Source organism: Variovorax paradoxus (genome assembly GCF_030811855.1).
In the GTDB taxonomy this organism is placed as follows: domain Bacteria; phylum Pseudomonadota; class Gammaproteobacteria; order Burkholderiales; family Burkholderiaceae_C; genus Variovorax; species Variovorax paradoxus_L.
Map to the genome: position 1 here is coordinate 94,710 of NZ_JAUSRN010000012.1, position 18,977 is coordinate 113,686.

The following is an 18,977-nucleotide window of genomic DNA, read 5'->3' on the forward strand; positions in this document are numbered from 1 at the left end:
TACCGAACGCATCGAGTTGAGCCTGCATGGGGATTGATTGCGTCAGATTGTGGTTCGGTTCCGAAGTCTCCTCTTGCCGGATGCTGCCCCACACACAACAGCCGGTTTGGCGCCCGTCAGGGATTAACGGGCGCCGACGTTCTGACCCAACGCTCGAACGCCGCGCTTTCGAACGTGTGCACACCGCCTGGCGCCTTCGAGACGATGGTCTTGGACTTCAAATTGTTGAGCGAATACTGCACGTCGGACGGCGCGAGCGAAGGAACGCCGAGAGCTTTGGCAAGCTTCGCAAGCGCCGCCTTTCCGAATGGCTTGGCATGCGGGTCGTTGACGAAGAGCAAAAGGAGCTGGCGCTGCATCGCATCGAGCGACGCCCAGGTTCCTTCGTGGTTTTCCTCCTTGTCCTGCTCTGCCTTTTCGGATGCCACTGCGCGCTCTAAGGTGAGCGATGGGTCCATGAGCATGGCCACGACTACCGAGAGGAATGGCTCGGGCTGCTGGTGGAATTCCTGGAAGGCCGTCCACCCTGCGGAGACGTCCAGGGTTCGTCCGCTGGCGACCTGGAACTTCTTTGCGACGAATTCGACCAGTTCTCTGCCAAGCAGTGGGAACTCTTGAACAGCGGCGCCCACCGAGAAGAGTGGCGCGGTGCTGTTGGAGAAGACGTTGGCAAGTTGCGTGCGCGATGAGCCGGTGAATACGACTCGCAGCTTGTCGCTATTCTTGGTGATGGCGGTGCGCAGTGCCATTGCCATCAGCTCATTCTCCTTGTTCCGTGCAAGTTCCTGAGCTTCGTCGACCAAGAGCAGAAGCTTCTTCTTGGAAACAAGCTTGAGAACGAGTTCTTCGATGCGCAGGGCGAGTTCGGTGGCTTCCTTTTTCGCGTCGCCCAATTCAACCTCGATGGCGCCCTTCAACTCACCCGCGCTGCCAGATGCTTTGACCTTCTTGACTGGCTCATGCAGTTTGTGGAGCGCCTTTTGTGCCAACGTCTTCGGCGTGAGTGCTTCCTCCAATCCTCGAACAATCGCGATGCCGGGATTCAACCTCGTCTGCCAAAGGTCCACGTACGCGACGGTGAAGCCAGCAGCGTCGGCTGCTGGCGTTAGGTCTTTGCGCAAGAACACCGTCTTCCCAGTACGACGGGGCGCGAAAATGGTCGTGCTCACAACCGGCCCGGCTTGCAGCAGGGCCAGGTAGCGCTTGGCGAGCTCCGGTCGGGCGCAGTGCCAAATCTGATTCAGCTCCATACGAAAAATTATAATCCAGTTTAATAATTAGTGAAATCTGTTTAATTATTCATAACGCTCGCTCTTGCGGCCATCCAGTCGCCGTTGGAAATATCGCGGACCCGCAGCTTCACCAGGTCGCATGCCCTTAGCTTGCTGCCGATTCCGAGATTGAAAAGTGCAAGGTGTCGATAAGACGGGACAACTGGCGCCGAGTGCGGATGACAGGCGCGACTGATTCCGTCTAGACAGGCACGGTTCTCGGCAATGCGCACACGCGATTGCGGCCGCCCGCCTTGGCGGCATACAAGGCTTGGTCCGCGGCGCGGATCAACTCCTTGGGCTGCGCCGCGCCGGGCATTGGCGTGAGCGCGTCAACGCCGGCGCTCAAGGTCACGAAGCCGTCCTCGGCGCCGGCATGAACGATCTGCAGGTCGCGAACGGCGCTGCGGATGCGTTCCGCCAGGACAATGGCGCCGGCCACGTCGGTGTTGGGAAGCAGCACCGCGAGTTCCTCACCGCCATAGCGCGCGGCCAGGTCCCCCGGACGCCGCCCCGCTACGCGTGCGACGGTGCGGCCGATCGTCTGCAGGCACTCGTCGCCGGCGGCGTGGCCGTAGATGTCGTTGTACTGCTTGAAGCAGTCCACATCCATCATGATCAAGGCGAGCGTGCTTGCATTGCGCATCGCGCGGCCGAACTCGTTGTCGAGCGTCACGTCGAACTGCCGGCGGTTGGCGAGCCCCGTCAGGCCGTCTTCCATGGCCAGCGTGTTGAGCGTCTTGTTCAGTGTTTCGAGCGCATCGCGCGCCTGCCGCAGCTCGTCCTCGGTGCGCGCCTGGAGGTCGAACTGCTTGACCAGCCGCCAGCCGACGAAACCGACCACCAGCGCGAGCAGCAGCACACCGGCCGAATGCCAGATCGTCTCGCGCCACCAGTTGGCCAGGATCTCGTCCTTGGACAACGCCGCCGTCACGAACAGCGGATAGTTCTCGAGGCGCCGGAAGCTGTTCAATCGCATCGTGCCGTCCTGCGCCGACCGGATGTACGCCGTGCCGGCCGCGCCCTGCGCGACGTAGGCGCGATAGAGCTCGGTTTCCCGCATGTCGCGCCCGACCATGTCGGGACTGTAGGGCCGGCGGGTCATCATCGTTCCGTTGTCGAGCACCAGCCCTACCGCGCCCGCGTCGCCGATGTCCAGGCTGTCGTAGAACTTCATGAAGAAGTCGATGTCGATCGTTGCGAGCGCCACCCCCGCAAAGCTGCCGTCCGCATGATTGATGCGTCGCGACACCGGCACCAGCAATTCGCCGCTGGTCCGGGCCTTCACCGGAATGCCGATGTGCGGACCGCGATCCTCGTGCGTGCGATGGAAGATGAAGTATTCCCGGCTCGCATTGTTCAGGTTCTGGGGCGGGATGCGGCGCGAGTTCGCGACCCAATTGCCGTCCTCGTCGTAGATGTGGAGGCCATCGAGTTGCGGAAATTCATCGACCTGCGCGGCCAGCACCTTGCGAAGGCGCTCGACCGCGGCCGGCCCGGTGCCGTCGTGCTCGACACGCTCGACGATGCCCACCAGCGCCGAGTCGGCCGCCTTGAGCGTGTCGTCCGCCTGCTGCGCCATGGCACGCGCGAGGTTCGACGCCGCCACGTTCATCTGCTTGAGTTGCTCCGTGCGCGACTGCCAGCTGTTCCAGCCGTCTATCGCCAGCAGGCCGAGGCTGACAATGGCCACGAAGGCCATCGTCCGGTAGGTGATGGAGGGTCGGCGAAACACGGTGCGCTTTGAACTGGATCCTGTAAAGGTCGGTCGCACTTTGACACATCGCGGCGCCAGTCAGCTGACCAACGCAGAAAACAAGCTGCAACCTGCCTGCCAATTTCAGGGTTTGCCCTATTTTTTAGTTATCAGACAAAACTATATTGGTTATCTCACATAACTTCATCAAGCCGGCCCGACCGGCAAGGAGACACCGATGAGCCGGATCATGTTCTCTTCTTGGCGCCCAAGCTGGGCCCCGTTGGCCGCAGCCTCCCTGCTCGCCGCCTGCGGCGGCGGTGGTGGAGGTGGCGGCGGCGCGGGCGGTTTCGGGTTTGTTCCAGCGACACTTCCCCCGGGTGGCTCCGCGATGTCTGAGGCACGCCCCGGCACGCTTCAGTCGTGCGACGACCTCGCCGCCAAGGCGGCGTTCAGCAATACCGTCTACACCAGCGCCACGACTGTCGCGGCCGGCACGCTCGTCGTCGCAGGCGTGAGTACGCCAACGCCAGAGCACTGCCTGGTGCAGGGCCAGATGAACCAGCGCACCAGCAGCGTGGACGGCAAGACCTACGCCATCGGCTTCGAGATGCGCCTGCCGGTCAATTGGAATGGCCGGTTCTTCTACCAGGCCAACGGCGGTCTCGACGGCAGCGTGGCGCGCGCAACCGGCGGCATCGGCGGCGGCGCCCCCACGAGCACCGCGCTGCACCGAGGCTTTGCCGTGATCAGCTCCGACGCGGGACACTCGGGCGCGCAGATTCCGACCTTCGGCATCGACCCGCAGGCGCGCCTGGACTACGGCTACAACGCCGTTGCGCAACTCACGCCGATGGCCAAGAACCTGATCGCCAAGGCCTACGGTCGCGGGCCCGACCGCTCCTACTTCGGCGGCTGCTCCAACGGAGGCCGCCATGCGATGGTGGCCGCGGCGCGGTCCGCGAACCAATACGACGGCATCCTGGCCGGCAACCCCGGATTCAATCTGCCGAAGGCCGCGGTGGCCCAGCTCTACGGCGTGCAGCAATACGCCAAAGTGACCACCGCCACCACGCCGGCCGGCAAGCCGGACCTGCAGACCGCCTTCACGCCGGCAGAGATGACCACGGTGGCCAACGCGGTGCTCGCGCGCTGCGACGCCCTTGACGGCGCGGCGGACGGCATCGTGGCAGACGTGCAAAGCTGCAAGCAGGCTTTCGACCTGGCCAGCGCCGTGCCCACCTGCGGCGCCGCGCGCACCGGCAGCTGCCTCACGGCCGCGCAGAAAACCGTGCTCGACAACATCTTCTCCGGCGCGCGCAACAGCGCGGGCACGCCGCTCTACAGCGGCTTTCCGTACGACGCCGGCATCAAGGGCGCGGACTGGCGCCAATGGGAATTCGCCAACTCGCAGAACCTGGACACGGCCGCCGTGGGCTTCGTCTTCAGCACACCGCCGCTGGGCACCAGCCGCCCGCCGGGCATCGACTTTGCGCTGGGCTTCAGCATGGATACCGATGCGCCGAGCATCTTCGCGAGCACGGCGCTGTACACCGAGTCGGCCATGTCGTTCATGACGCCGCCGAACCCGGCCAACCTGTCGGCGCTTCGCGATCGCGGCAGCAAGCTCATCGTCTATCACGGCACCAGCGATGCGGTGTTCTCGTCCGACGACACGACGCACTGGTACGAGCAGCTGCGCGCGGCGAACGGCGGCGATGCGTCCGGCTTTGCGCGCTTCTTCCCGGTGCCCGGCATGAACCATTGCGGCGGCGGCCCGGCCACCGACCAGTTCGACATGCTGGCGCCGCTGGTGGCGTGGGTGGAACAGGGCAAGGCGCCCGCGGCCGTGACCGCCAACGCACGCGGGCCGGGCGCCAACGTGGTCAACGCCGAAGTGCCGGCCGACTGGTCGCCTGCCCGCACGCGGCCGCTGTGCCCCTACCCGCAGACGGCGGTCTACATGGGCGGCAGCATCGAATCGGCCGCCAGCTTCGCCTGCCGATAGCCACAGCCTGGTCCCGCCCAGCCCAGCGCCAGGCGCAGTGCTTCAGGCGGGCTCCATGCCGTGGCGGCGCTTGGTGTCGGCGCTCTCCGCCGAGCCCATGAACGCGAGCAGCGCGCGCACCGCCTCCGGCTGTGCGCCGCCGTCAATACCCAGCGCGGCCGGTATGGCCGGCGCCGCCGAGAAGACGGTCGTGATCTGAACCTCCGGCGGCAACGGGCCGACCAGCTCGATGCCTTCGATGCCGATCAGCTCGCTCAGTTGCTGGAACCCGAGCTCGGCCTCCCCGCGCGCCAGCAGCGAGCCGACCGGCACGCCTGGTGGGGCCTGCACCAGGCGGCTGCCAATCTCACCGGCAATGCCCCAGCGCTCGAACAACGCCATCAGCGCGACCCCGCTTGGGCCGGTCGAATAGGCGATGCGCGGTGCCGCCCACACAGCGCGGCGCAGCGCCTCTTCGGTGGAAATATCGGGACGGGACGCACCGGCAGGCACCGCCGCCGCCACGCCCGAACGCACCAGGTCGATCCTGCCCGCGGCACCGAGCCTGCCGGCTGCCACCAGCTTGTCGATGGCCTCCGAAGCCAGCACCACCACGTCGAACAGCTCGCCCGCCGACACGCGCCGGGCGGCCTCGACACCGCCGATCGCCATGAAAGAAGCGGGCACGCCCGTGTGCTGCGCATACGTGGCCACGAGTTCGTCGAGCAGCCCGCGGGTCGCCATCGAGCAGAGGCCCTGGATCGGATTCGTCATTCGTTGCCTCGCTTGCGCGGTCAATCGGGCTTGATGTTGGCTTCGCGGATCAGCTTGCCGTAGCGCGCCGCATCGGTCTTGAGCAGCTTGTCGAATTGCGCCGCCGGTCCGGGCAAGGTGACGCCGCCCGCAGCCGCGAGCTGCTCGCGCACCTCGGGCGAGGCCAGCGCCTTCTGCACGGCGTCATGCAGCTTGGCCTGCAACGGCTGCGGCAGCCCCGCGGGCGCGACAAAGCCATACCAGACGCTCGATTCGAAACCGGGGTAGCCCGACTCGGCCACGGTCGGCACGCCCGGCAGCACCACGGCGCGTTCCCCGCTCATCACCGCGAGCACCTTCAGCTTGCCCGACTTGGCGAGCGGCAGCACCTCCAGCGCATTGACCGCCACCACGTCGACATGACCGCCCAGCACGTCGGTGAGTGCCTGCGCGCCGCCCTTGTAAGGCACGTGCCGCAGCGACAGGCCGGCCGTGTGCTGGAACAGTTCCATCGCCAGATGCGGCGTGGAGCCGTTGCCCGGCGTGGCGACGGTGACGCCGCCCGGCTTGGCCTTGGCCGCGGCCACCAGTTCGGGCAGCGACTTGATGGCCGCACCCTCGCGCACAGAGAACACCACCGGCACGCGGCCGGCCGACGCCACCGGCGTCAGGTCGCGCTCGAGGTCGTAAGGCGCGGGCTCGAAGAGCGAAGGATTCACCGCCAGCGCGTTGGCCGCCAGCAGCAGCGTGTAGCCGTCGGGCGGACTCGCGATGAGCGCCTTCACCGCAATGTTGGTTCCCGCACCCGGCTTGTTCTCCACCACCACAGGCTGCCCGAGGATGACCGACATGCGCTGGCCAACCGAGCGTGCAATGGCGTCGACCGCGCCACCGGCGCTGTAGCCAACCAGGATCTTGATGGGCCGGGACGGATAGGCCTCGGCGGCACCGACGTCCACGGAGGCGCCGAGCGCCAGCACTCCTGCAAGGGCGAGCAAGCGGCGGCGAATGAAAGAAGTGGTCATCATCGTTTTCGAGATTGCGGGGTTTCTGGTCCCAGGTCTGCGGCGCGGCATTCTTGCCAGCCACCGGTGTGCTGCGCTCAGTCGATGTACCGCAAGCCGGCCTTGGCCAGCGGCTCGCGCATGGCGTACATATCCAGGCCGAGCTCCCCGGCCGCGAAGCGCTCGCGCTTGGCCGTCTCGTTGGCCTCGCGCGCTTCGGCCGCATCGGCCACCTGCTGCGCGCGCGCCGCGGGCACCACCACCACGCCGTCGATGTCGGCGACCACCACGTCGCCCGGATATACCAGGGCACCCGCGCACACGACCGGCACGTTCACCGAGCCAGGTGTCGCCTTGATCGTGCCCTTGGCATGGATGGCGCGGCTGAACACGGGAAAGCCCATGGCGTTGAGGTCGCGCACGTCGCGCACGCCGCCGTCGATCACGAGGCCCTTGCAGCCGCGCGCCTTGAAGGAGGTGGCGAGCAGGTCGCCGAAGAAGCCGTCGGTGCTGTCGCTGGTGCAGGCCGCAACGACCACGTCGCCGGGCTGGATCTGTTCGGCCGCCACATGCAGCATCCAGTTGTCGCCAGGCTGCAGCAGCACGGTGACGACGGGTCCGCAGAAGCGCGCATCGGGATGGATGGGACGGATGCGCGGCTGCATCAGGCCAAGCCGGCCGAGCGCCTCGTGCACGGTGGAAACGCCGAAGCGCGAAAGCTTGACGACGGCGGCGGCGTCCGCGCGCACCACGTTGCGGTGAACGACGCCGAGCTGTTGGAGAGTGTTGGAAGCAGTCATGAGATCAGAGTCCCTTGGCGATGAGTGCGCGGTCCAGGCGCGGGTACACGCGGCGTGCATTGGCTTCGAATACCTTGTGCCGCGCCTGGGCGTCGAGCATGGGTGTCGAATCGATGTAGCGCCGCGTGTCGTCGTAGAAGAAACCTGTCTCCGGATCGATGCCGCGCACCGCGCCGATCATTTCGCTTGCGAACAGGATGTTGTCGACGGGGATCACGCGGGTCAGCAAGTCGATGCCCGGCTGGTGGTACACGCAGGTGTCGAAGAAGATGTTGTTCAGCAGGTGGTCTTTGAGCAGCGGCTTCTTCATCTCCTGCGCCAGCCCGCGAAAGCGTCCCCAGTGGTAGGGCACCGCCCCGCCGCCGTGCGGAATCACGAAGCGCAGCGTCGGAAAGTCGGTGAACAGGTCCGAGGTGAGGCACTGCATGAACGCGGTGGTGTCGGCATTCAGGTAGTGCGCACCGGTGGTGTGAAAGCAGGCGTTGCAGCTGGTGCTCACGTGCACCATGGCCGGAATGTCGTGCTCGACCATCTTCTCGTAGAGCGGATACCAGTGGCAGTCCGACAGCGGCGGCGAAGTCCAGTGCCCGCCCGAAGGATCCGGGTTGAGGTTGATCGCCACGAAACCGTATTCACGCACGCAGCGCTCCAGCTCCGGAATGCAGCTGCGCGGGTCCACGCCCGGCGATTGCGGCAACATGGCCGCGCCGATGAAGTGATCCGGGAACAGTTCGCTCACGCGAAAGCACAGCTCGTTGCAGATGGCGGCCCAGGTCGACGAGGTCTCGAAATCGCCGATGTGATGCGCCATGAAGCTCGCGCGCGGGCTGAAGATCGTCAGGTCGCTGCCGCGCTCCTTCATGAGGCGCAGCTGGTTGCCCTTGATCGACTCGCGCAGCTCGTCGTCGCTGATCTTCAAGTCGGAGGCGCGCGGCTTCAGCGCGGGATCCTTCAGGGCCGCGATCTGCTGGTTGCGCCAGTTCTCCAGCGCCTTGGGCGCCGTGGTGTAGTGGCCATGGCAGTCGATGATCATTGGCAGTTCCGTGGGTGGCTTGGTGGTGCTTGCCGGCGCGAAAGATGTGGCGCCAGCCCTTGCGGCAAGTGTGATTCGCCGGACTACCGCGTGGGGTGAGTTCGGGTTGACCTACCATCAGACTTTTTTATCGATCAGGGTTTTCCCCTGAGATGGCCACTCCCTCCTGCGAGAGAACATTCGCAAAAAGCAAAGCCCGTGAACCAGCGAGACAAAGTTATCGAGCGGTCGCGTGCCGGCGCGCTCGGCATCAACCTGCGGCACCTGCGGGCGTTCTCGGCCGTGGCCGCGGCGGGCAGCATCGCCAGGGCCGCGGACGAGCAGCTGTTCCGCGTCGCCTCGGGCGTCACGCGCTCCATTTTCGAGCTCGAAGGTGCGCTGGGCCGACCGCTGTTCGACCGCGGCGCGCGCGGCATGGCGCTGAACTCGTACGGCGACCTGGTGCTGATGCGCGCGCGGCGCATCGAGCGCGAGTTCGAGGACGCGCGCACGCAGCTCGTGGGACGCGGCGGCATCGGCGCCTCGGCCGACGTGCATTCGCTCTTCGCCTCGATCCTCAACGGCCGGCGCCTCGCGGTCATTGCGAGCCTGGTGGAGAAGCGCAACATGCCGGTCGTCGCGCGCGAGTTCGGCATCACGCAGCCCGCCATCAGCCGCGCGCTGAAGGATCTCGAAGGCGGACTCGGCGTTGCGCTGCTCGAGCGCAGGACGCGCGGCCTCGTGCCCACGCCGGCCGGCGAGATCGTGGCCTTTTACTTCAAGCGCGTGCTCGCGGAGCTGCGCCACATCGGACCCGACATTGCCGCGAGCGAGGGCATGCTGCAAGGCAGCGTGAATGTTGGCGCCCTGCCGCTCGGGCGCACGCACATCCTGCCGCTGGCCATTGCCTCGCTGCTGGCGCGCCATCCGGGGCTGCACATCGCAACGGTCGAGAGTCCCTACGACGCACTGGCGGCGTCGCTGCGAAGCGGCGACATCGACTTCATCCTGGGCGCGCTGCGCAGCGGCGCCGCGGCCGGAGACCTGCAGCAAGAGGCGCTGTTCGAGGACCGCATTTCGGTGATCGCGCGCAACGGCCATCCGCTGGCGCGCACTGCGCGAATCGGCTTTGATGCCTTGCGCCAGGCCACATGGGCGCTCTCGCGCCACGGCACGCCGTCGCGCGAACTGCTCGAGCGTTTTTTCTCCGCCGCGCGGCAAGCGCCTCCGATTCCCGCCGTGGAAACCGGCGACCTGGCGGTGCTGCGCGGCCTGCTGCTCGAAAGCGACATGCTCACCGCGATCTCGGCCCACCAGCTGCGCTACGAGATCCGAGACGGCAGCCTCGTCGTGCTCGACTTTCCGCTCGACGAAACGCGGCGCGAGATCGGGCTCACTCAACGCCTTGGCGCATTCCCGTCGCCGGGTGCGCGCGCGCTGATGGAGGAGATCCGAGCGGTGGTCGGCCGCTCGCCCGATTTCTCCATCGCCAAGCTGAACTCAGTAAACTGAACACCCGCGCGAAGGCTCTGCAGAGGTGCCCATCATGCAAATCGCGATTCCCGAAATGACGACGGACGTACTGCAAGCATTTGCCGATGCGTGGAATCGCCACGATGTCGATGCACTCATGTCGTTCATGACAGACGACTGCGTCTTCGAATCGTCGGCCGGCGCCGATGCCTGCGGCACCCGGTACGTTGGCGTCGAGGCTGTGCGAGCTGGTTTCGCAGAGGTCTGGGCCATCTTTCCCGATGCCCACTGGGGCAACGCACGCCATTTCGTCCACGGAGACCGGGGCGTATCGGAGTGGACGTTTACCGGAACGCGAACGGACGGAACACGCGTTGAAGTTCACGGCTGCGATCTGTTCACTTTTCGGGCCGGCAAGATCCTGCTCAAGAACTCCTATCGCAAGAACCGCCTGTCCCCTGCCGCGCCAACGCGTTGAGGTGTGGCCGGCAACTGCCGGGAGTCAGTTCAATTCAGCTGCGGCGCAGGAACACATGCGTGGCGCGCTCGCCTGCCAATTGCCGTTCGCAGCTGTAGCCCAGCGCCGGCAGGTCCAGGCCTGCGAACAGCGCCTGGCCCTTTCCCAGCAGCACAGGCCGCACGGCAAGGTGCAGTTCGTCGATCAGCCCGGCCTTCAGATATTCGCGTACCGTCGCGACGCCGCCGCCCACGCGCACGTCGCGCGTGCCCGCGGCGGCCTTTGCAAGCGCCAGCGCCTCGTGGATGCCGCCGGTGACGAAATGGAAGGTGGTGCCGCCCTGCATGGTCAGTGGCGCGCGCGCATGGTGGGTCAGCACGAAGACCGGGACGTGATACGGAGGCTCGTCGCCCCACCAGCCTTTCCAGCTCTCGTCGGGCCAGGGACCGCGCACCGGCCCGAACATGTTGCGCCCGAGGATCCAGGCACCCACTTCGGCAAAGCCTTGTTCGGCCATCTGGTTGTCGATGCCGGTCTCGCCGCCAACTTCGCCCGACTTCTGCATCTGCTGCCAGACGCGTGTGGGAAAGAACCAGTCCATGAGTTCGGGACCGCGAACGCCCAGCGGGTGCTCCAGGCTCTGGTCTGGTCCGGCAGCGAAGCCATCGAGCGAAACGCCGAAGCTGCGCACGAGCAATCGGGTCATGGAGTCGTCTCCTGCAAGTAGAGGCTCAGTCTAGCGCGGGCGGCGCACGCGAGTGGCCGCATGTATCGGATCTGCGAACGCACAGGTGAACCAGATGGAGATGCAAACATGGTTCTGTACGTCACCGGCGGCAAGAGTTAAAAAAGCAGCAGACCTTGGGGCACCCTGACTTCGCGCGTAAGGATGTCAGCTCAGTTCAACGACCAGCATTGACTGCTTGCTACCCCGGCAGTGGCCAGCGATGCAGTGCGACGCCAGGCGTATCCAGCACGAGCTTCAGCACGTTGCCGTGGGTGGAGTCGGTCACGAAGAGCGTGGCTCTGTCAGGCCCGCCGAACGCAATGTTGGTCGTCGATGCACCGGCCGGGCCACGCAGCACCATCACGGGTTCCGCGCGCTGGTTGAGCACCCATACGTAGCCAAGGCCAGGATTGGCGACCAGCAGGCGCCCCTGTGTGTCGACCGCGAGTCCATCGGGGCCGCTGGGGCCGTAGGAGGTGAAGAACTGGCTCACCTTGGCCACGCTGCCGTCGGGCAGCAGCGGGACGCGCCAGACGCAGTTGCCGCGCGTCACCGCGAGGTACAGCAGCTTGCCGTCCGGGGACAATGCCACGCCGTTCGGACTGGGCACGTTCGAGAGCAAAAGGTCAAGCTGGCCGCTCGGGCGCAGCCGGTAGAGCCGGCCCGACGGATCGTGCAATCCGCTCTGGCCCTGGTCGGTGAAGTAGATGTTGCCCTGCGCGTCGAGCACGAGGTCGTTGACGCCCTTGAAGCTCTCCGTGTTGCGCCGCTGCAGGTGCGGCGTGACATGGCCGGTGCGCACGTCGACGTGCATCAGGCCGTTCTTGTAGTCGGTGACGAGCAGCGTGTGCGCGTCGATGAACTTCATGCCGTTCGGCTCGCCGTCGTACTCCGCAACCTGCGTCCATTCGCCCGCGGCGTTGATGCGAAAGATCCGGCCAAAGGGAATGTCCGAAACGTAGAGATTGCCGGCCTCATCGAACACGGGGCCTTCGAGAAAGGAATCGGTGGGTTGGCCTCCACGGTTCGCGTCGGCCCAGACGCTCGCCATGCGCCGGCGAAAGGCCTGGGGCATGGTGGTGAAGGTCTGGAGTTCCAGCACCTGGGGCGCTTGCAAAAGGTACAAGTCGATCTCCTTGGGCGCCGGCGCGCCACGGTTCGGATGGTATCGGTTGGCCGTGCGATTCAATCGGCCCCAAAGCCATAGAGCTTCGCTGGGTTGTCGACCAGGATACGGTCGCGCGCGTCCACGCTCTGGCACCAGGCCGCCAGCACGTCGGCCAGGTCGGCGTCGTTCACGGTGTTCGGATGTTCCGTGGTGTGCGGCCAGTCGCTCCCCCAGACCAGGCGCTCGGGCGCAGCTTCGACCAGCGCCCGGCCCATTGCAGCGCAGTCGCGGTAGGCCGGTGCGCCGTCGCGCGAGCGCATATACACGCCAGATAACTTGACCCAGGTGTTGCCGGCGTCCAGCAGCCGTCGCATCGTCGCGTAGGCCTCGCCGCGGACGCCATCGGCCGGGTCGATCCGGCCGATGTGGTCGATCACCAATGGCACCGGAAGCGCTGCGAGCACGGGTGCGAGTTCGACCAGTTGCTCCGGCTGCACGAAGACCTGGACGTGCCAACCCAGCCGAGCCACCTTGCGTGCGAGCGTGATCAGCATCTGCGCAGTGGTCATGCCCCAGGATTGCGGCGTGACGAAGTTCACCCGCAGGCCGCAGATGCGCCGCGCGGCAAGCAGATCGAGCGCTTCGTCGGAAACGTCCTGGTCGACGACGGCGATGCCCCGCGCACGCTCGCCTAGCTGCGCCAGCGCGTCGAGCGTGCAGGCGTTGTCGGTGCCGTAGGTCGATGGGTTGACGACCACTGTGCGCGGGGTGCCAAGCCGCTGTTGCAGCAGGCGGTAGTCGCCCACTTCGGCCCGCGGCGGCTGGCGCTTCCAGTGCTTCGATGCGGCGAATCGCGGATCGAAGATGTGCATGTGGCTGTCGCAGGCATTCGGCGGAAGTGCGAGCGCAGGCCGGTTCAGTCCCACCGAATGAGGAACGGGCTGCGAGAGCGATTTGACGGTCATCGACGACGCCCTCAATCGAGCTTGATGCTGCCCTTGCGGATCACGTCCGCCCACTTCGCATTTTCCTTCTTCAGGAACTCGGCAAACTCGGCCGGCGTCGATCCGACCGGCTGGACGCCCACATCGACGAAACGCCGCTTGACCTCTTCCTCCTTCAGAACTTCAACCACGGCCTTGTGAAGCTTCTCGGCGACAGCAGCAGGCGTGCCGGCGGGCAGCAGCAATCCATTCCACTCGTACGCCTCGTAGCCGGGCGCGACAGTCTCCGCAATGGTCGGCACGTCGGGCAGGCGCGGGGAGCGCTGCGGCGACGACACCGCCAGCGCGCGCAGCTTGCCGCTGGACACCAGCGGGTATGACGCGGCGATGGTGCTGAACATGAAATCGACTTGGCCGCCCATGACATCGGAGATGGCGGGGCCGCCGCTTTTGTAGGCGACGTGCACCATGTCAAGACCGAGCCGCTGGCGCAACAGTTCGGCGGCAAGGCGCTGCACGGTGCCGCTGCCGCCCGACGCGAAGTTGAGCTTTCCAGGTTCGGTCTTCGCTCTGTCCGCGAGGTCCTTGATGCTCTTCACCGGCGACTCCGCGCGGACGATCACGATGTTGGGCGCCAGCGAAACCAGTGCCAGTGGCTGCAAGGCGTTGGCGGCGAATGGCATGCGGGGGAAAAGGTGTGGATTGATCGAGTACGGCGTTGCGTCGTACAGCACCGTGTATCCATCGGGTTCGGCCTTGGCGGCAAAGCTCGCACCGATGGTGCCGCTGGCGCCCGGCCTGTTGTCGACGATCACGCTGGTGCCAAGCTTCGCGCCGACGTGCACCGCGAGAACGCGGGCGAGCGCATCGGCTGAGCCGCCGGGCGCATATGGCACCACGAGGGTGATGGGGCGCTCCGGAAAGGCGGCCTGTGCAGAAGCGGCGGCGGCCAGAAGGCACGCGGCGAGCAGGCATGGGATGGGGTGGATCATGGGTTCCTTGCGGCGTTCAAAGGATGGCGGCGGTGCGCATTCATTCGGTCTTCAAATCGAGCGCGCGCGCGAGCTCTCCGTAAAGCTTGACTTCGCGCGCCATCTGGGCGCCGAAGGCATCCGCACAGGTGTTCTGCGCTTCCATGCCGAGCGAGCGCAGCTTCTCCCGCGCGGCGGGGGCCCGCGTGAACTCGGTGGCGACCTGGCGCAACGTGGCCAGCACGGCGGGTGGCGTGCCGGCAGGCGCCAGCAACCCGTACCACGCGTCCGCCGCGTAGCCCTTGAGGCCCGCCTCCTCGAACGTCGGCACGTTCGGCAGCAAGGCCGAGCGCTTCGGTGCCGCCACCGCCAGCGCAGCGAGCTTGCCGGACTGGACCTGCGGCAGCACGGAGCCCAGCGTCGCGAAGGAGCTGTCGACCTGCCCGCCCATGAGGTCGGTGATCGCCTGTGCCGCGCCCTTGTAGGGAATGTGGTTCATCGAGGTGCCCGTCAACCGCGTGGACTGCGCGCTCGCGAAGTGCCCCGAGCTGCCCGAGCCCGGCGTGGCGTACGTGCGCTTGCCCGGCTCCGCCTTCACCGCTTGCAGGAATGCGTCCACCGACTTGACCGGCATCGACGGACCGACGACCAGCACCGTCGGGCTTGCGGCCAGCGAACACACCGGCGTGAACGACCGCACGGCATCGAACTTGACCCGCTGGCTGTACAGCGCGGGGATCATCGTGTGGTTTGTCGCGCCCAGCAGCAGCGTGTAGCCATCGGCCGGCGCAGCGACGGCAGCTTCCGCCGCGAGGATGGTGTTGGCGCCGGGCTTGTTGTCCACGACGAAGGGCTGGCCCAGCGCGCGCGATGCGTAGTCGGCAAAGGCGCGTGCGACCACGTCCGTGGGGCCGCCCGCGGAGAAGCCGACGAGCACGCGCACGGGCTTTGCGGGCCAGGCCGGGGCCTGCGCGTGCGCCACCAGCGCCGCCGCCATGCCAACGGCAGCGACGGGCCAGCGGAGGTTTCCACCGATCTTCATGAATGTCTCCTTGATCTTTTCTGCATGGTGCGGCCCGGCAGATTCAGGTCGTCGCGGCCTGCCGTGCCAGCACCTGCAGCAAGTTCTTCGCGGCAGCGACGCCCATGTTCACATAGGCATCGCCGGTCACGCCGCCGATGTGCGGGCTCAGTACGATGCGCTTTTCGCCTTGGAACGGGTGGCCAGGCGCCATCGGCTCAACCGCGAAACTGTCCAAGCCCGCCATGGCGACCTGGCCCGAGCGCACGGCTGCGAGCAGTGCATGCTCGTCGATCAGGCCGCCACGCGCCGTGTTGACGACGATCACTCCGCGCTTGCATTGCGCCAGCGTCTGCGCGTCGAGCAGGCCCCGGTTGTCCTCCGTCAGCGGGCAGTGCAGCGAGATGGCGTCGGATTCGCGCCAGAGCGTGGCGAGGTCCACCGCTTCGACATGGGCCGGCAGATCTTTGGCAAACGGGTCGAATCCCAGCACGCGCATGCCCAGCGCATCTGCCATGCGTGCGAAGCGCAGGCCGATGGCGCCCAGTCCGACCAGGCCGACGGTGCGGCCGCCGAGCTCGAGGCTCTTGTGCGTTGCCTTGTCCCAGTGACCGGCGTGCATGCGCGCGTCCAGCGCCACCACCGACTTGGCGCAGGCAAGCAGCAAGGCGAGCGCCTGCTCGGCGACGGCCGCGGCGTTGGCGCCGACGGCCGCGACAACCTCGACGCCGCGGGTGCTCGCCGCCGCCTTGTCGATGGTGTCGGTGCCGCTGCCGTGCTTCGAGATCACTTTCAGAGACGGGGCCGCATCCATGACGGCCGCACTCACCTTGCCGTAGCGCACGATGATGGCCACCGGATCGTGCTTGCGGCACAGGGCGACGAGGTCTTCCTCGGTCGGCGTCTTGCCCGCGTAGACGACCTCATGCCCCTCGAGCAGCGCGAGGGCTTGCGACGCCAGATCCGCGCCAGTGACGAGGATGGCGGTCACAGCGTCTCGCCTTCCTTCAGCACGCCGGCCGTGCGCAGCGCCGAGACGAGCCATTTGGCGGCCGTGTCGCCTTCCTTGATGGCCGCGATGCGCGCGGCCTCGTCCTTGACCTTCTTCGCGGCCAGCGGCAGCAGCGACTCGATCTTCTCGCGCTCCACCACGACCACACCGTCGCAGTCGCCGATGACGAAGTCGCCCGGGTTCACGGTCACGCCGCCGATCGACACCGGATGTCCGATACGACCGCCGATGTTCTTGGTCGGGCCGTTGGGGTTGGTGCCGACCGAGAAGACCGGAAAATCCATTTCATCGATCTCCAGGCTGTCGCGGCACGCACCGTCCATCACAACGCCGGCGATGCCGAGCTGCTTGCATGCGGTCATCATGATCGTACCCATGAGCGCCGAGCCCTCGTCGCCCTTGCCGTCGATGACGAGCACGTCGCCGGGTTTGGCCATGGCGATGGCGGCATGGATCATCAGGTTGTCGCCGGGTCGTACTTCCACAGTGATCGCGCTGCCGGCGAGCTTCATGCGCGGACGCAGTGCCTTGATGCGGCCATGCACGGCGCCACGGCGCCCGGCCACGTCGGCCAGGATCGCGGCCTGGAATTCGGCCGCCTGGGCCACGACGTGCGCGGGCACGCGTTCGAAGTTGCGGATGATGTCGGGAAGATTGGAAGGCATGGCGTTCGTTCGATGTAAGAGAAGGATGAAAGTGATCAGTCGACCTTGGCGCCGGACTCTTTGACGATCTTTCCCCAGCGGCCAATGTCGTCGTGGATCAGCTTGGCGAAGTGCTCAGGCGTTCCACCGAGCGCGTCGGCGCCCTGGCTGGCGAGCTTCTTCTTGACTTCCGGATCCTGGAGCGCCTTGTTGAACGCGCCGTTCAATTTGGCGACCACGTCCTTCGGCAAACCCGCCGGCCCGGCAACACCGAACCAGGTGACGGCTTCAAATCCCTTGAAGCCCGATTCCGCAACGGTGGGCACCGAGGGCAGGTCGGCGGTGCGCTTGGGCGAAGTCACGGCAATGGCGCGCATCTTCCCGTTCTTGACGTAGCCGATCAGCGTAGGCACTGACGACATGTACATCTGGATCTGGCCGCCAATCAGGTCGGTCGAACCTTGCGCAGCGCCCTTGTAGGGAACATGCGTGAACTTGACTCCTGCCGTCTTCTGGAACAACTCGGTCGCGAGGTGCGCCACCGTACCGCTGCCGGAACTGGCGTAGTTCAGCGACTCGGGCTTGGCCTTGGCAGCCGCTACTACATCGGCGAGTGTTTTGTACGGCGAGTCCGCCGACACTACGAGGACGAGCGGCGCACTTGCAACCTCGACGATGGGCGTCAGGTCCTTCTCGGGGTTGTAAGGCAGCTTGGCGTAGAGCGTGGGGTTGATCGCCAGGTTGCTGGTTTGGCCCAGCACCAGTGTGTAGCCGTCGGCGGGAGCCTTGGCCGCGGCATCCACTCCCAAGTTTCCGCCGGAGCCGGGCTTGTTGTCGATGATGATCGACCACCCGTTCGCGACGGCCACCTTGTTGGCAACTTCACGTGCAATCAGGTCGGTGCCTCCGCCCGCCGGAAACGGAACGATCAGCTTGATCGGGCGCGATGGATAGGCCTGTGCGGACGCCGGTGCGTGCGCCATGAGCGCTGCACCGGCAAGGAGCGTGGTGGCGGCGATGCCGATGAGGCGGTGTGAAGCCGCCGCCATGAGGGCGCGATGTGGCATGAACTTGTCTCCTGTTTAGCCCACCCTGCTCGATTGCGGGCGGTGCGTTCAATGGAGGCAAGTATTCGGCGCGGTGCCCATTCAGTCCAATCGATACTTTTTTAAGATCGATAGATTTGACTTTGGGTATTACTCCGGAGGCGAGTGGGCGTATTTCGCCAACAGGTGGATCAGCCGTTGTGCCGCCGGGGAGACGTAGCCGCTGTCGCGATAGGTCACGACCATGCGGCGGCGCATCGTCGTGGCCGGCAACTTCACTTCGCGCAACGCTGCGCCGGAACGCCCCGCCTGCAGGTGAAGACGCGAGATGAAGCTCAGCAGCCCCGTCTCGCCGATCAGTGTCGGCAGCATCAGCAGCATCGTGCTTTCGACCTGTACCACAGGCCGGGGAATTCGATGGCGATCGAAGGTCTGGTCGAGCCAGTCCCGCGTCGGTGCCCCAGCGGGCTGAAGCACCCATCGATAGCCCGCCAGGTCCTTGAGGCCCGGCTTCGGCTTGTCGAAGATCGCGTGCGTGTCGGCGGCAGCGACCACGATCACGTCTTCGGCCAGATTCTGCGAGGCGAACCCCGGTTCAGTAGCGCCTCCGGTGCCGACCATCAGATCGATATCGCCGGCGCGCAGGAGCGGCTTCAGGACGTCGACCAGCGCCACGGTGGTCCGCAACGTGACATCGGGCGCTTCGCGCATCAGGTCGCGCGCGGCCGGGGGCAAGAGAAACTGCGCGGCCGTCGGCACGATGCCGATCTTGATGTTTCCAGTCAGGCCTCTGCCGATGTCGCTGATTTCGCGGCGCGCGCTTTCCACATCGAAGCGTGTGCGCTGGGCCCATTTGAGAAGCGCCTTCCCCGCGCTGGTCAGACGGATCCCGCGTCCTGTTTTCTCGAAGAGCAGCGCCCCGCACGCTTCTTCCAACCGCCGTACGCAGCTTGTCAACGCAGGTTGCGTTCGGTGCAGACGTTCGGCCGCGCGCCCCATGTGCTCGAGCTCGGCAATGACTTCAAAGTACTGAAGATCGCGCAGATCCAAG

Annotated in this window: 18 protein-coding genes and 1 pseudogene; 3 read left to right on the plus strand and 16 right to left on the minus strand. The window is 66.1% G+C overall.

The window, feature by feature from the left end:
• Positions 1 to 116: 116 nt before the first annotated feature.
• The 3 genes and pseudogenes from J2X92_RS21265 to J2X92_RS21275 form a co-directional block, all read right to left on the minus strand.
• Positions 117 to 1,250 (minus strand): AAA family ATPase, encoded by a 1,134-nt coding sequence (locus J2X92_RS21265; protein ID WP_307578464.1) that lies wholly within the window; start codon positions 1,248 to 1,250, stop codon positions 117 to 119.
• A gap of 44 nt (positions 1,251 to 1,294) precedes the next feature.
• Positions 1,295 to 1,420: pseudogene (locus J2X92_RS21270) on the minus strand (integrase); the annotation flags it as partial.
• A gap of 53 nt (positions 1,421 to 1,473) precedes the next feature.
• Positions 1,474 to 3,006: a sensor domain-containing diguanylate cyclase gene (locus J2X92_RS21275; protein WP_307578466.1), complete on the minus strand. Its 1,533-nt coding sequence runs from the start codon at positions 3,004 to 3,006 to the stop codon at positions 1,474 to 1,476.
• A gap of 199 nt (positions 3,007 to 3,205) precedes the next feature.
• Between J2X92_RS21275 and J2X92_RS21280 the strand changes: the two genes are divergently transcribed.
• Complete coding sequence (locus J2X92_RS21280; RefSeq protein ID WP_307578468.1) at positions 3,206 to 4,975, plus strand: tannase/feruloyl esterase family alpha/beta hydrolase; 1,770 nt, start codon at positions 3,206 to 3,208, stop codon at positions 4,973 to 4,975.
• Between the two features lie 42 nt (positions 4,976 to 5,017).
• On the opposite strand, the gene J2X92_RS21285 is transcribed toward J2X92_RS21280, so the two are convergent.
• The 4 genes from J2X92_RS21285 to J2X92_RS21300 form a co-directional block, all read right to left on the minus strand.
• Positions 5,018 to 5,728: a substrate-binding domain-containing protein gene (locus J2X92_RS21285; protein WP_307578470.1), complete on the minus strand. Its 711-nt coding sequence runs from the start codon at positions 5,726 to 5,728 to the stop codon at positions 5,018 to 5,020.
• Positions 5,729 to 5,748: 20 nt separating this feature from the next.
• Positions 5,749 to 6,732 carry a tripartite tricarboxylate transporter substrate binding protein gene (locus tag J2X92_RS21290; protein WP_307578472.1) on the minus strand — a complete coding sequence of 328 codons (984 nt, stop codon included), beginning with the start codon at positions 6,730 to 6,732 and terminating at the stop codon, positions 5,749 to 5,751.
• Between the two features lie 77 nt (positions 6,733 to 6,809).
• Positions 6,810 to 7,511 carry a 4-carboxy-4-hydroxy-2-oxoadipate aldolase/oxaloacetate decarboxylase gene (gene ligK, locus J2X92_RS21295; protein ID WP_307578474.1) on the minus strand — a complete coding sequence of 234 codons (702 nt, stop codon included), beginning with the start codon at positions 7,509 to 7,511 and terminating at the stop codon, positions 6,810 to 6,812.
• A gap of 4 nt (positions 7,512 to 7,515) precedes the next feature.
• Positions 7,516 to 8,544, minus strand: coding sequence for an amidohydrolase family protein (locus J2X92_RS21300; RefSeq protein ID WP_307578476.1), 1,029 nt, complete (start codon positions 8,542 to 8,544; stop codon positions 7,516 to 7,518).
• A 198-nt stretch (positions 8,545 to 8,742) separates the two neighbouring features.
• Here J2X92_RS21300 and J2X92_RS21305 point away from each other — a divergent pair, with 198 nt between their 5' ends.
• Together J2X92_RS21305 and J2X92_RS21310 are read left to right on the plus strand one after the other, a co-directional pair.
• Positions 8,743 to 10,035, plus strand: coding sequence for a LysR family transcriptional regulator (locus tag J2X92_RS21305; RefSeq protein WP_307578478.1), 1,293 nt, complete (start codon positions 8,743 to 8,745; stop codon positions 10,033 to 10,035).
• Between the two features lie 34 nt (positions 10,036 to 10,069).
• Complete coding sequence (locus J2X92_RS21310) at positions 10,070 to 10,474, plus strand: nuclear transport factor 2 family protein (protein WP_307578480.1); 405 nt, start codon at positions 10,070 to 10,072, stop codon at positions 10,472 to 10,474.
• Positions 10,475 to 10,508: 34 nt separating this feature from the next.
• Here the strand turns inward: J2X92_RS21310 and J2X92_RS21315 are convergent, their stop codons facing one another.
• The 9 genes from J2X92_RS21315 to J2X92_RS21355 all read right to left on the minus strand — a co-directional run bounded on the left by J2X92_RS21315 (position 10,509) and on the right by J2X92_RS21355 (position 18,976).
• Positions 10,509 to 11,159 (minus strand): dihydrofolate reductase family protein, encoded by a 651-nt coding sequence (locus J2X92_RS21315; RefSeq protein WP_307578482.1) that lies wholly within the window; start codon positions 11,157 to 11,159, stop codon positions 10,509 to 10,511.
• A gap of 220 nt (positions 11,160 to 11,379) precedes the next feature.
• Complete coding sequence (locus tag J2X92_RS21320; protein WP_307578484.1) at positions 11,380 to 12,306, minus strand: SMP-30/gluconolactonase/LRE family protein; 927 nt, start codon at positions 12,304 to 12,306, stop codon at positions 11,380 to 11,382.
• A gap of 59 nt (positions 12,307 to 12,365) precedes the next feature.
• Complete coding sequence (locus tag J2X92_RS21325; RefSeq protein WP_307578486.1) at positions 12,366 to 13,253, minus strand: amidohydrolase family protein; 888 nt, start codon at positions 13,251 to 13,253, stop codon at positions 12,366 to 12,368.
• A gap of 11 nt (positions 13,254 to 13,264) precedes the next feature.
• Complete coding sequence (locus J2X92_RS21330) at positions 13,265 to 14,224, minus strand: tripartite tricarboxylate transporter substrate binding protein (protein WP_307578488.1); 960 nt, start codon at positions 14,222 to 14,224, stop codon at positions 13,265 to 13,267.
• Between the two features lie 40 nt (positions 14,225 to 14,264).
• Complete coding sequence (locus tag J2X92_RS21335; RefSeq protein ID WP_373424868.1) at positions 14,265 to 15,245, minus strand: tripartite tricarboxylate transporter substrate binding protein; 981 nt, start codon at positions 15,243 to 15,245, stop codon at positions 14,265 to 14,267.
• A gap of 43 nt (positions 15,246 to 15,288) precedes the next feature.
• Positions 15,289 to 16,215, minus strand: a complete 927-nt coding sequence (locus J2X92_RS21340; protein WP_307578490.1) for an NAD(P)-dependent oxidoreductase — start codon at positions 16,213 to 16,215, stop codon at positions 15,289 to 15,291.
• Positions 16,212 to 16,901 carry an RraA family protein gene (locus J2X92_RS21345; protein WP_307578492.1) on the minus strand — a complete coding sequence of 230 codons (690 nt, stop codon included), beginning with the start codon at positions 16,899 to 16,901 and terminating at the stop codon, positions 16,212 to 16,214. Before J2X92_RS21345 ends, J2X92_RS21340 begins: the two co-directional genes overlap by 4 nt.
• Before the next feature lie 35 nt (positions 16,902 to 16,936).
• Positions 16,937 to 17,947, minus strand: a complete 1,011-nt coding sequence (locus J2X92_RS21350; protein ID WP_307578494.1) for a Bug family tripartite tricarboxylate transporter substrate binding protein — start codon at positions 17,945 to 17,947, stop codon at positions 16,937 to 16,939.
• Between the two features lie 129 nt (positions 17,948 to 18,076).
• Positions 18,077 to 18,976 carry a LysR family transcriptional regulator gene (locus J2X92_RS21355; RefSeq protein ID WP_307578496.1) on the minus strand — a complete coding sequence of 300 codons (900 nt, stop codon included), beginning with the start codon at positions 18,974 to 18,976 and terminating at the stop codon, positions 18,077 to 18,079.
• Position 18,977: the final 1 nt, after the last annotated feature.